General features: G+C 59.6%; 12 protein-coding genes. 9 read left to right on the top strand and 3 right to left on the bottom strand.

The features are described 5' to 3' along the window. Positions 1 to 361 precede the first annotated feature (361 nt). The 5 genes from GS614_RS04150 (at position 362) to GS614_RS04130 (ending at position 4,566) form a co-directional block, all read left to right on the top strand. A complete protein-coding gene (locus tag GS614_RS04150) occupies positions 362 to 982 on the top strand; it encodes a tyrosine-type recombinase/integrase (protein WP_253285282.1) in 621 nt (206 codons plus the stop codon). Positions 983 to 1,186: 204 nt separating this feature from the next. Then, complete coding sequence (gene dusA / locus GS614_RS04145; protein WP_171725565.1) at positions 1,187 to 2,182, top strand: tRNA dihydrouridine(20/20a) synthase DusA; 996 nt, start codon at positions 1,187 to 1,189, stop codon at positions 2,180 to 2,182. Positions 2,183 to 2,197: 15 nt separating this feature from the next. Continuing rightward, on the top strand, positions 2,198 to 3,022 hold the full coding sequence (locus tag GS614_RS04140) for a sulfite exporter TauE/SafE family protein (RefSeq protein ID WP_171725564.1): 825 nt from the start codon (positions 2,198 to 2,200) through the stop codon (positions 3,020 to 3,022). Continuing rightward, positions 3,019 to 3,801 carry a hypothetical protein gene (locus tag GS614_RS04135; protein WP_171725563.1) on the top strand — a complete coding sequence of 261 codons (783 nt, stop codon included), beginning with the start codon at positions 3,019 to 3,021 and terminating at the stop codon, positions 3,799 to 3,801. Before GS614_RS04140 ends, GS614_RS04135 begins: the two co-directional genes overlap by 4 nt. A 36-nt stretch (positions 3,802 to 3,837) precedes the next feature. Next, complete coding sequence (locus tag GS614_RS04130) at positions 3,838 to 4,566, top strand: STAS/SEC14 domain-containing protein (RefSeq protein WP_170343859.1); 729 nt, start codon at positions 3,838 to 3,840, stop codon at positions 4,564 to 4,566. Positions 4,567 to 5,219: 653 nt separating this feature from the next. On the opposite strand, the gene GS614_RS04125 is transcribed toward GS614_RS04130, so the two are convergent. Genes GS614_RS04125 through ccmI form a run of 3 tightly spaced genes read right to left on the bottom strand, consistent with a single transcriptional unit; the run spans position 5,220 to position 7,152 of the window. Further along, positions 5,220 to 5,453 carry a DUF1289 domain-containing protein gene (locus tag GS614_RS04125; protein ID WP_152458393.1) on the bottom strand — a complete coding sequence of 78 codons (234 nt, stop codon included), beginning with the start codon at positions 5,451 to 5,453 and terminating at the stop codon, positions 5,220 to 5,222. A 17-nt stretch (positions 5,454 to 5,470) separates the two neighbouring features. Next, the gene (gene ruvX, locus GS614_RS04120) at positions 5,471 to 5,935 is read right to left on the bottom strand and encodes a Holliday junction resolvase RuvX (RefSeq protein ID WP_171362628.1); all 465 of its coding nucleotides are present in this window, start codon (positions 5,933 to 5,935) and stop codon (positions 5,471 to 5,473) included. Beyond that, positions 5,932 to 7,152 carry a c-type cytochrome biogenesis protein CcmI gene (ccmI, locus tag GS614_RS04115; protein ID WP_171205005.1) on the bottom strand — a complete coding sequence of 407 codons (1,221 nt, stop codon included), beginning with the start codon at positions 7,150 to 7,152 and terminating at the stop codon, positions 5,932 to 5,934. The genes ruvX and ccmI overlap by 4 nt, the downstream gene beginning before the upstream one ends. A gap of 176 nt (positions 7,153 to 7,328) precedes the next feature. Between ccmI and GS614_RS04110 the strand changes: the two genes are divergently transcribed. The 4 genes from GS614_RS04110 to GS614_RS04095 all read left to right on the top strand — a co-directional run bounded on the left by GS614_RS04110 (position 7,329) and on the right by GS614_RS04095 (position 12,619). Next, complete coding sequence (locus tag GS614_RS04110) at positions 7,329 to 8,573, top strand: sarcosine oxidase subunit beta family protein (protein WP_171205004.1); 1,245 nt, start codon at positions 7,329 to 7,331, stop codon at positions 8,571 to 8,573. A 75-nt stretch (positions 8,574 to 8,648) separates the two neighbouring features. Next, entirely contained in the window at positions 8,649 to 8,978 is a 330-nt protein-coding gene (locus GS614_RS04105; RefSeq protein WP_152458389.1) for a sarcosine oxidase subunit delta, read from the top strand. Positions 8,979 to 9,045: 67 nt separating this feature from the next. After that, positions 9,046 to 12,060 carry a sarcosine oxidase subunit alpha family protein gene (locus tag GS614_RS04100; protein WP_171725562.1) on the top strand — a complete coding sequence of 1,005 codons (3,015 nt, stop codon included), beginning with the start codon at positions 9,046 to 9,048 and terminating at the stop codon, positions 12,058 to 12,060. Further along, on the top strand, positions 12,053 to 12,619 hold the full coding sequence (locus GS614_RS04095; RefSeq protein WP_171725561.1) for a sarcosine oxidase subunit gamma: 567 nt from the start codon (positions 12,053 to 12,055) through the stop codon (positions 12,617 to 12,619). The genes GS614_RS04100 and GS614_RS04095 overlap by 8 nt, the downstream gene beginning before the upstream one ends. Positions 12,620 to 12,651: the final 32 nt, after the last annotated feature.

The raw sequence follows: 12,651 nt of genomic DNA, 5'->3' as shown, positions 1-12,651 counted from the left end.
TGCTCATAGAAAGGGGTGCCGCAGTGCGGCTTTGGGCAGACCGATAGAAAGGTTGTTTCTCGGGCCCGCCCTGCAAACGCATTTACAGGGCGAAACGGGGACCATGCTGAAGTCGGCGGGTGATACGCATGTTCAGCTTGTGCCCTCCCGGTGTAGATTGTGACTATGTGCTCAGACCTTAAAAAACAATTCCCGTCTCATCAAGCGGCTCGACAAGAAAAGCAGACCTTTGCCGGATTGCAAAAAAACCGGTTTGGGCTCTTGATCCAACATCGGATACGGCGCGGCATGTTGTGATAGGATACTCTGGTCAACGTCAGGTTGTCGTTTTGGGAGGGCATGGCGGATCGGAGGATCAGCCATGGAAACACCAAACTTACCTGCCATTCGTGCGCTTCGGCCAGCCTGGAACAAAGGACGCATCGTCGGTCAGAAGCGACCATTGAAACCAAAGCATGTCTGGGCAATCCGGGTACGACTTGAACTGGCCGAGAACCACCATGATCTCGCGCTATTCAATATGGCCATTGACAGCAAATTGCGGGGCTGTGACCTCGTGAAGATGAAAGTCGTCGACGTCATGGCGTCCGGTCAGATCAAAGAAAGGGCGTCGGTCTTACAAAGCAAAACGCAGAAGCCGGTGCGCTTCGTAATTTCTGAAGGCACACGCGCCTCGGTTGAGAAATGGATGGAAGATGAACTCATGGTCGGCTCAGAGTACCTGTGGCCGGGTCGGTTCCATGAGCGCCTGCACATCTCAACCCGGCAGTATGCAAGGATTGTCCGCGACTGGGTTACGTCGATCGGTCTCGAGGCGAGTGCTTACGGTACCCATTCGATGCGCAGAACCAAAGTCACCCAGATATACAAGAAGACTGGCATCCGTCGTGCTTTTGTTGATAGTGGTCATGGAATTCGTCCCATCTTGCTTTCGATGATAGGGAATTCGGCTCGGTCACACGAAAAAGATTCCGGGGTTTGATAGCCGAATTCCGAGGGAAGAAGGGAAGATGGAACCGGTGGTGCCCGGGCCAGGAAACAGCTGCATTTGGGCCGCTGTTTGTAGGCTTTGGATGTGCTACACCGTAGCACGCTCGAATCGAGAACCTGCGAAAATCCCCGGAAATACGGTGAAATCAGGGGAAATCGTGCTACGCGAAGTTTGGAGCTGAGTGGAGTTAACGCTTTGAAAAATAAAGCACAAAAAGCAGCGCGTTTAAGCGTGGCACCCATGATGGACTGGACAGACCGACACTGCCGCTATTTCCATCGGCTGCTCAGCGCGGAAACATTGCTGTATACCGAGATGGTGACGGCGCCGGCGCTCGTGCGGGGCGGGGCGTTGCATCTGTTGGACTACTCTCCCGAGGAACACCCGGTTGCTTTGCAACTCGGCGGCTCTGACCCGGAAGAATTGGCGCAGGCCGCGAGACTGGGGGCTGAGGCCGGGTATGATGAGATCAATCTGAACTGCGGCTGCCCGTCGGATCGGGTGCAATCCGGCACTTTCGGCGCGGTCTTGATGAAAGACCCGGCCCGCGTTGCCGACTGCGTGACTGCCATGCGCGAAGCGGTGAATGTGGATGTCACCGTTAAATGCCGCATCGGAGTCGATGACCAGGAGCCCGAAGATGTATTGCCCGCGTTTCTTGAGCACATCAGCGCGGCAGGTTGTCAAAGGGTGACAATCCATGCCCGCAAGGCATGGCTGCAAGGGCTGAGCCCTAAGGAAAACCGGGATATCCCACCTTTGAACTATGACCTTGTGCATCGGATGAAGGATGAGTTTTCGGATCTTCACATATCGATCAATGGCGGCATCAACACGCTGGACGAGGCAACCGCACATCTGGAAGCCGGTCTGGATGGGGTGATGATCGGCCGGGCTGCGTACCATCAGCCGGGCGATGTCCTGTCGGATGCTGACCGACGCATCTTTGGTACCGGAACGACGCGTGATCCGTTCGCGATCGTTCAACATATGGTGCCTTATGTGGAACGGCACCTTGCCAATGGCGGGCGTTTGCACCAGATCACGCGTCACATGCTGGGCCTTTTCGCAGGTCGTCCCGGAGCCCGCGCATGGCGGCGCGCCTTGTCGGAAGGGGCTGTGCGGGATGGGGCCGGACCCGAAGTGATGCTGCGGGCGCTGGATCATGTGGCGCCCATGGCAGAAGTTTAAGCGGCAGGGGGAACGATGCCCGAGACGATGTTGCTGGCCCAGATGCTGGGCCTTTTGCTTGCGATCGGAGCGCTGGCCGGCGTGCTTGCCGGATTGCTGGGGGTCGGCGGTGGAATCGTCTTGGTGCCCGCCTTTTTCTATGCGTTTCAAACTCTTGGCTACGGTGGCCCGCAGTTGATGCAACTGTGTCTGGCCACGTCGCTGGCCACGATCATCGTGACATCGGTCCGATCCGTTCTTGCGCACAATAAAAAGGGTGCGGTGGATTGGGATATCCTGCGCGGCTGGGGACCGGGGATCGTCGTCGGTGCGATCATCGGAGTTCTGGTTGCATCGGCCCTGCGGACCGAAGCCTTGCAGGCGCTGTTCGGCATATTGGGAATGGTGATCGGGGCCTATCTGGGGCTGGGTCGTTCGGAATGGCGGCTGGGTGATGTCATGCCCGGTGGGGTAAAGCGGGCCATCCTGTCTCCTGCGGTCGGGTTTCTTTCGGTTCTGATGGGAATAGGCGGCGGCAGTTTTGGTGTGCCGCTGATGAGCCTCTACAACACGCCGATCCACCGCGCCGTTGCAACCGCCGCCGGGTTTGGTGTGATCATCGCCGTCCCCTCGGTCATCGGGTTTTTGTTTCTGGATATCGCACCGGAACACCGGCCTCCGCTGACCATTGGGGCGGTCAATCTGGTGGCCTTCGGTATCGTCGTGGCAATGACGATGATCACCGCGCCCTGGGGGGTGAAGCTGGCCCATGCGATGGATCCGAAACCCTTGAAGCGCGTGTTCGCCGTGTTCCTTACGCTGGTGGCGCTCAATATGCTGCGCAAGGCGGTGGGTTTGTGAAGGATTTTGACGTCAGGGGGTGGGTGAAATTCCCCTATGATCCAGTGCTTGCGGCCTGGGTGGGCCATGCGCTGTCTGCCGCACGGGCCTCGGTAACGGACCCGGCCCATGCTGACTGGCTGGATTGTGACGGGACGTGGTTCATCGGTGTTGACGCGTTGCCCAATGACGCGCAGGGCAGGGTTGGCCGTTCGGGGCCTTTGGCAGGAACCGCCATGTCATTCATTGCTGGGCGTTATGGGCAGTTGCCGCTTCACAAAGGCCAAGTCTCGGTCATGCATCCGGGATATCCACGCCCGCGTCGGGGGGAAAACGAAGCCGCCGCGCGGTATCGCAGAAATCAGGACGCGGCCCATGTGGATGGCTTGCGCCCAATGGGGCCGGATCGCCGCCGCCGGGTCGATGAACCGCATGCCTGGATTTTGGGCATACCGCTGACCGAGGCCAGCCCGGATGCCTCGCCCATGGTGTTGTGGGAGGGCAGCCATCATATCCTGGGCGCGGCGTTCAGGCGCGCCCTTGCGGGGACGCCACAAGAGCGTCTGCATGAAGTCGATGTTACGGATATCTACCAATCCGCCCGTCGCGAGGTTTTCGAAACCTGCCCGCGAATCGAACTGCCGGCCAAGCCAGGCGAGGCTTACGTGCTGCACCGCCACTGCCTGCACGGGGTTGCCCCCTGGACGGAAACGGCAAGCGCAGGGCCGGATGGACGGATGATCGCCTATTTCCGTCCGGAATGCGCCGGGGGTGTGGCGGAATGGATCGAATCCACTTAACCTCCTGTCATTGTTTGGCTTTGGAGGTTTTGACCGATGATTACGGTCCATACGAATTCTGATGGTGCGTTGATTGAAGTCGAGTTGTCGGGGCAGGTCACCAGCGCCGACTACGCGGACATCTTGGTTCCTGCGATCGAAGCAGCGCTGACCGAACACGATTCCGTTCGGCTGCTGGCTATCGTGCAGCCGGAGTTCAAGGGGTATGATTTGGGTGCGGCCTGGTCCGACACCAAGCTGGGGCTCAGCCACTGGCGGGGGTTCGACCGGATCGCGGTTGTTGCCGATCAGGGCTGGGTGCAAACCAGCATCCGACTGGCGGCCCCGATCCTGCCGTGCCCGGTTCAAGTCTTTGAATTGGCCGAGCTTGAGGCCGCGCGCCGCTGGATGCGCGAGTCGCTGGGGTCCATTCACGTGACCGATCTTGAGGGCCCATGCGTGCAGATCAGCCTTTTGGGAAAACTCGACCCCGAGGAGTACAAGCAGGCCGAGCGCGACCTGGACGCTTTGTTGCATGACCGATCCGGGTTTCGGTTGCTGATCGACCTGCGGGAATTTGATGGCTGGCAGGGGTTGTCCGCTCTTGCAGCACATTTTCGTCTGGCCAGCCGCCATATCGGGCAACTGGATCGCGCGGCCATCGTCGGGGACAAAAGCTGGCAGCACATGGCACAACGTGTCGCCAGTCATGTCTTGGGCACGCGGACTCAGTTCTTTCCGTCCGAGGAAATCGAAAACGCCAAAACCTGGCTGGCTGCCGGGTAAGGCCCTGCTCTGCGCCTCAACCTACATCCTGTGATCTTGCTGCCAACAGGCGGCTTGCGTGTTTTGTTCTCTGGTCAGAACAATGCACCCTTGAGCGCGAATTGACCAAATCTGATTGGCTTTTTTCGCGGAACGACACGCGCCACATGTCTTGAAACCGGTCTTGATCCCGTGCCGGTCAAGAATTGTGACGTAAGGGAACTGGTGGGTTTTTCCGTGGAATTTCTGACCTTAAGGACAACACGGACCAAAAACCCTGTGTTTTCCCCCTAAATTTGACCGGAAATGTCCTTACCTACGCCGTGTCGCTGCGGGCCTCCACTCACGTTGAACAGATGCGTTCATGAGCTGGCCCCTTTTAGGAGCTCGAACTCGGCCCGCGGCGGCACAGTTATTGGAAGCGGGAAGTTTGCGATGACACTTAGGTTATTGATGGAAAGATTTGCGGCACGCAAGACGCCAGTATTCAAGGCGGACAAGACCAGCACGAAGCATGTCCAACGTGCAGCGAAAAAATACGGGACTGCAAAAACAAGCAGATCCGAAATCGCAGCACTGTTCGAGTCAGAGCTGCGCGGGCAAGACACAAACAGGTCGGCCCGCGACGAATCCAATGACCACAGGGATACGTCCCCAAAGCAGGCTGGCTGACTTCAGGAACCGTTTATGCGCGCTGCACGCCCGCCACGGCGTTTGCTGAGGCGCGGCTTTCTGGTTGGTAGATCTTCCATGATTTCGGCGCGTTCGCTGCTGTCCATCTTGGACCAGCGGGTGATTTCGTCAATCGTGCGATAGCAGCCGGTACAGATGCGTTCAGTCGGGTGAACGACACAGATCTGGACACAAGGGCTTTCGACCTCATTCCTTTTCCAAACCATATTCGTCATCACTGGTCTCCGACTCGTTACAAAAAGCGCAGCCTGTCCAGCGCCCCTTGCAAGATATAGCTGGCCGCAACGTGATCAATAACCTGTCCGCGACGTTTTCGTGTCGTATCCGCCTCAAGTAGTGCTTTTTCTGCCGCAACCGTGCTGAGCCGCTCGTCCCAAAATCCGATGGGCAAATCGGTCAGGCGGGACAAATTGCGCGCAAATGCCCGCGTTGACTGGCATCTTGGCCCTTCGCTGCCATCCATGTTCTTGGGCAGGCCCAGCAAGATGCCCCCGATCTTGCGATCGGTTACAATTTCGATCAGGCGCGCGGAATCGAGCGTGAATTTCTTGCGCCGAACTGTTTCCAGCGGGCTGGCGACACCGCGCATCCGGTCGGACACGGCGACGCCGATTGTCTTTTCCCCAAGGTCCAGCCCCATCAGGGCACTCATAGGTTGCAAGGCTGCTGCGAACTCTTCGATAGCGTCATGGATCATTGAGCGATCCCGGCTTGAAGGGCCGCCGCATCGATGATCTGCAACGCCTCTGAATTGCCGGCAAAGACTTCCATGGCCTCATCGCGGATATCGATGGCACGCTGGCCCTGGCCAAGAACGCCCAAGGCGGCGATCAGGCGGGCCCATTCCTCGGGGGATCCGCCTTCTGTCGCCAGCCGATCAGACAGCTGGTCCACCATACCCTGAATCATCTGCTGCCGTTCTTCGGGGCTCAGCTCTGCGGCGGCGGCCATGTCTTCCTGGCTGGGGCCGGGTGCTGTGCTCAGATCCGGTGCATTGAAAACGCCGGCCCGAAAGGCGAGTTCGTCGATCTGAGCCCGAATTGCTTCGGCCCAGGGCGCACCCGCGGGGGAATCCTGCAACGTTTCGACCCACATGCGATAGGCAAGGTCCGGCCGCCCGATCTGTGCCAGCATCTGCCCCCAATAATAGCGCGCCGGGCCGTGACGGGGGTCACGGTTCAGCGCTTCGATCAGCGCCTGTTCCGCTTCGGGTGAGACATACCCCCCTGCTGCCAGAATCATCATTTCAGCCAGGTCCGCATAGGTATCAGCCGTGGCGCTGTCGCCGGACAGCTCGATCACCTTTTGCTGCGCGGTGTACCCATCCTTGAAGTTGCCCGCATTCGTCTCGTGCTGCGCCAGCAACATCTGACCCTGCAAATCATCCGGCCGGCTTGCAACGGTTTCGCGCAACTGCTTCAGCAGGTTGGCATAGCTTTCTTCCAGCTGTCCAGGTTGAGGTGGGGTCGCCAGTTCTTCCGCGGCGCTTTGGGATGGCCGGTTGGCGCGCACTTCCTTGGCCAGTTCAAGCCGTGCGGTCAGCGGCATGTCAGGCAAACCCACGGCCCCGGTGCGATGATACATTGCCAACGCTCCACCGATCAGAAGCAACGAGATTGCCAGGATTGACAACACCGAAACCGCACGAGATGGCCCGGCGCCGGCGCCCTCTTTCTTCATTTGGTCATCTGCGGCCAGTATGCGACGGGAAATTTCCGTGCGCACCCGTTCGGCGTCGGCCTCGCCAATGACCCCGCGCGCCAGATCCCGGTCCACACCGGCCAACTGTTCGCGATAAACCCGCAGGTCGTATGCCGCCGCGGGTTCATCCCCACGGCGTTTGCGCAGCAGGGTAAAGCAGAGAAAAGCTGCGATCAGCAGCGCGACAAGAAAAATCAGAACCCAGAACGTCATGGTCCCTCCGAGGATGCTGCCCTGACTTAGACCTGTGAGGCGTCCGACAAAAGGGACAAATGGCCGCGAATGAGCGACATGTCGCAATAGTGCGATATTGCGGCGTTGCACGGCAGGGTTAAAATGCCGTCACACGGCATATCTGCGCCCAATCACCGAACCGGATGGATTCGCACATGAAACACTATTCAGCCTTTGCTGTGGCGCGGGAAGCTCTGCGCTATCACACCGGATGGGAGCGCGCCTGGCGCTCACCCGAACCCAAGAAGCGCTATGACGTCATCATCGTTGGTGCTGGCGGTCATGGTCTGGCGACCGCGTATTACCTTGGCAAGAACTATGGCATCCAGAATGTCGCGGTTATCGAAAAAGGCTGGCTGGGCGGCGGCAATACTGGTCGCAACACGACGATCATCCGTTCGAACTATCTGCAAGACCCGTCTGCGGCGATCTATGAGAAAGCGCGCAGCCTTTACGAGGACCTGAGCCAGGAACTGAACTACAACATCATGTTCAGCCCGCGCGGTGTCATCATGCTGGCGCAGACCCAGCACGAGATCCGCGGCTACCAGCGCACGGCCCATGCCAACGCGCTGCAAGGTGTCAAGACGGAATGGATCGGCCCCGAGCGCGTGAAGCAACTGGTGCCAATCATCAATCTGGACGGCCCTCGGTATCCGGTTCTGGGCGGCCTTTGGCAGGAACGCGGGGGCACTGCGCGCCATGATGCGGTGGCGTGGGGCTATGCGCGTGCCTGTTCGGCGATGGGGATGGATATCATCCAGCAATGCGAAGTCACCGGTGTGCGCTCGGACAACGGTCGCGTTGTCGGGGTCGATACCACCAAGGGTGCCATCGATTGTGACAAGCTGGGCATCGTCGTCGCGGGCCATTCGGGTCAGTTGGCCGAGATGGCGGGCTTCCGCCTGCCGCTGGAAGCCGTTGCTTTGCAGGCGCTGGTGTCCGAGCCCATCAAACCCTGCATGGATGTTGTCGTGATGGCCAACACCGTGCACGGCTACATGTCGCAATCCGACAAGGGCGAAATGGTGATCGGCGGTGGCACCGACGGGTTCAACAACTTCACGCAGCGCGGGTCTTTCCATCATATCGAGGAAACAGTGCGGGCGCTGGTCGAAACCTTCCCGATGATTTCGCGCCTGAAGATGCTGCGCCAGTGGGGCGGGATCGTGGACATGACCGGTGACCGCTCGCCCATCCTGTCGAAAACACCGTTGCAGGGCTGCTTTATCAACGGCGGCTGGGGCACCGGTGGCTTCAAGGCGATTCCGGGTTCCGGCTGGGGGATGGCGCAGCTGATGGCGACAGGCCATTCACCGCTGACCGAAGCCTTCTCGATGGACCGCTTCAAAGAAGGCCGCTTCATCGACGAAAGCGTCGCCGCCGGGGTGGCGCACTAGGGGGATTCCCGAAGGTGCCAGAAAACAGAATTCAGGTCGGCCCCCGCGCCGACTGACCGCCAAAAGGATGACAACATGCTAATCCTGAATTGCCCCTATTGCGGCGTAGACGCCGAAGAAACCGAACTGGCCGCCGGCGGCGAAGCGCATCTGAAGCGTTTCGGTCCGGGCTCGTCCGATGACGAATTCCACGACTATCTGTTCATGCGTGAAAACCCGAAAGGTGTTCATTTCGAGCGCTGGCGGCACGCCAATGGCTGCGGCAAGTGGTTCCACGCCGCGCGCTGCACGCAGACACTCGAAGTGTTCGGCACCTATTCCGCGCAGGTCACCGAGCCGCCGCAAGACATCAAGGATGCCATCACTGCCAAACGGCCCGGCTGGACGTGGAGAGAGTTCTCCTGATGCTTCATCTTTTCAAAAATACTCCCGCCGGAGGCTTTGACGCCTCCACATGCGAAAGGCCCGCACAATGAGCACCCGTCTCGCAAAACAAGGCCGGCTGATTGACCGGTCGAAAAAGGTCACATTCACCTTCAACGGAACCTCGATGCAGGGCTATGAGGGGGATACGCTTGCCTCGGCCCTGTTGGCCAATGACCAGATGATGGTTGGCCGGTCGTTCAAATACCACCGTCCCCGCGGCGTTGTCGCCAGCGGCGCGGAAGAGCCGAACGCGCTTGTCGGCCTGGGGCAGGGCAACCGGTTCGAGCCGAACCAGCGCGCCACGACGACCGAGGTGTTCAACGGCTTGACCGCGATTTCACAGAACCATTGGCCAAGCCTTGAATATGATATCGGTGCGGTGAACACGACCTTTGCCCGGTTTCTGCCGGCCGGCTTCTACTACAAGACGTTCATCCACCCCAAACCTTTCTGGAAACACGTCTACGAACCGTTCATCCGGCAGTCGGCGGGATTGGGCAAGGCGCCTGACAAAGACAACCGGGATGCCGACACCTATGAACATTTCTACGCCTTTACCGATGTTCTGGTGATCGGCGGCGGTGTGGCTGGTTTGCAGGCGGCCAAGGCGGCGGCACAATCCGGTGCCAAGGTCCTGCTGATCGAGCAGACCGCGCATTGGGGCGGTCGCGCTCCGGTTGACGGCGGCACTGTGGATGGTGAGCCTGTGGATAAGTTCGTGGAACAATTGGTTTCCGAACTCGAAACAATGGACAACGTCATCATGCGCACGCGTTGCATGGGAGCGGGTGTTTACGACCATGGTTATGTGTTGGGATACGAACGCCTGACGGACCACACGCCGGGCGTGCAGGGCCCGCGCCACCGCTTGTGGCGTATTCGCGCCAAGCAAATTGTAACTGCAACGGGTGCAATTGAAAGACCATTGTCCTTTGCTGGCAACGATGTTCCGGGTGTGATGCTGGCTTCGGCCATGCGCGATTATGTCGTGAACTGGGGGGTTACTCCGGGCGATCGGGTCATCGTCGCCACCAACAATGATGACGCTTACCGCACCGCGATTATCCTGAAACAGGCAGGTGTGGATGTTTTGCGCATTGTTGACGCACGCGCAACGGCCGGACCTTTGGCAGAGGAAGCTCGCCAGTTGGGTATCCGCGTTGATCCGGGCAAGGCCATTGCCAAGGTCAAGGGCGGCAAGCGCGTCAAGAAAGTCGCCATCTGCAACCAGGAAGGCGTTGGTGGCGCGCGTGAAGAGGTTGAGGCGGATGCAGTCGCCATGTCCGGCGGCTGGTCTCCGGTCGTGCACATGTGGTCCCATTGCGGGGGCAAGCTGATCTGGGATGAGGCGAACGCGCATTTCCGGCCGGATCCTCAGCGTCCGCCGCTGGGGGCCGACGGCAAAGGGTTCGTTGTTGCTGCTGGCGCGTCCAACGGTCCTCTGGCGTTGCAAGATGTTCTGACAGACGCCCATGCGGCCGGTAAGGCGGCCGCCAAGGCGGCTGGCTTCAAGCCCAAGAACACCAAGGCGCCCGCAGGGGAAACAACCGCCGAAGCGCCGATGGAAGCAGTCTGGCTGATGCCGGCAAATGCAGAAGTCCAATTGCGCATGAAATCCTGGCTGGATTTCCAGAACGACGTCAAGGTTTCTGACGTCCAACTGGCCGCGCGCGAAGGGTATGAAAGCGTCGAACACACCAAGCGCTATACAACGCTGGGCATGGCGACAGATCAGGGTAAATTGAGCAACATCAACGGATTGGCGATCCTTGCTGATGCGCTGGAATCCGAAATTCCCAAGGTTGGCACAACCACCTTCCGCCCGCCCTATACGCCTATCTCGATGGGTGCGATCGGCGGTGAGGCCCGCGGTGAGGTCTTTCAGCCGATCCGTCGGACACCGATGCACAACTGGCACGACAGGAACGGCGCCGACTGGGAGCCGGTCGGTCACTGGCGCCGGGCCTATGCCTATGTCCGCCCCGGCGAATCCGTGCATGACGCGGTCAATCGCGAGGTCAAGAACACCCGCGAGAACCTTGGCCTGCTGGATGCCTCGACGCTGGGCAAGCTGATCGTCAAAGGCCCGGATGCCGGCAAGTTCCTGGACATGATGTACACCAACATGATGTCCACGCTGAAGGTCGGCAAATGCCGCTATGGCCTGATGTGTTCGGAAAACGGCTTCCTGATCGACGACGGCGTTGTCGCCCGCATCGACGAGGACACGTGGCTGTGCCACACCACCACCGGCGGGGCCGAGCGTATCCATGGTCAAATGGAAGAATGGCTTCAGACCGAATGGTGGGACTGGAAAGTCTATGTCGCCAACGTGACCGAGCAATACGCGCAGGTCGCCGTGGTGGGCCCCAACGCCCGCAAAGTGCTGGAGAAGCTGGGCGGCATGGATGTCAGCAAAGAGGCGCTGCCCTTCATGGAATGGCGCGATGGCAAGATCGGAGGCTTCGATTGCCGGGCCTACCGCATTTCGTTCTCAGGCGAGCTGTCTTATGAAATCGCCGTTCCGGCCAGCCAGGGTCAGGCGTTCTGGGATGCCTTGATGGAGGCAGGCAAAGAGTTCGGCGTCATGCCTTACGGAACCGAATGTCTGCACATCCTGCGGGCCGAGAAGGGCTTTATCATGATCGGGGACGAGACCGACGGCACCGTGATCCCGCAGGATCTGGGGCTGCACTGGGCGCTGTCCAAGAAGAAAGAGGATTATCTGGGCAAACGCGCTCATTCCCGCAGCCACATGGCGGGTCCTGAGCGTTGGAAACTGGTCGGTCTCGAGACTGTGGACGGATCGGTTCTGCCTGATGGTGCTTACGCGGTGGGCGAGGGCGTCAACGCCAACGGTCAGCGCAACATGATCGGCCGTGTGACGTCGACATATTACTCGGCCAATCTGGGCAAAGGCATCGCCATGGGGCTGATCAAACACGGCCCCGACCGCATGGGCGAGATCGTCGAGTTCCCGGGCACGGACGGCAAAACCTACAAAGCCAAGATCGTGGACCCGATCTTTTATGACAAGGACGGGGAGAAGCAGAATGTCTGAACCCATCAGCGCATTGAACCACGCCAGCTATGACGGCATCGCCAAGGTCCAGGAATGCGGCCTGCAAGGCATGATAACCCTGCGCGGCGACCTGTCCGACAAGGTGCTGGCCAAGGCCGTCAAGGATGCAACCGGTCAGAAACTGCCGGGTCAGCGCCAGGTGCTTGTGACTGGCGATACCGGCGTGGCTTGGATGTCGACAGACGAGTTGCTGGTTCTGGTGCCTTATGCCGAGGTCGAAGCCAAACTGGCCAACATGGTCGGTGCCCTGAGTGGCACCCATGCTTTGGCGGTCAACGTCTCGGATGCCCGCGCCGTCTTCAGCGTCTCTGGTGCCAGCGCAAGAGAGGTGCTGGGCAAGGTCGCACCTGTCGATCTGTCGGCGGATGCATTCCAGCCTGGCCAGATCCGTCGCACGCGTCTGGCGCAGGTGGCTGGTGCTTTCTGGATGGATGATGAACAGACCTTCCGCGTGGTCTGCTTCCGTTCCGCTGCGGATTACGTGTTCAAACTGCTCAAGGTGGCAGCACAGCCCGGCAGTGAAGTCGGGGTCTACTGAACAAAAAAGCCCCGGTTCATCCGGGGCTTTTT

The organism is Ruegeria sp. HKCCD6604 (genome assembly GCF_013110635.1).
Lineage (GTDB): Bacteria > Pseudomonadota > Alphaproteobacteria > Rhodobacterales > Rhodobacteraceae > Ruegeria.
This window is presented reverse-complemented; position numbering and strand designations above follow the sequence as displayed.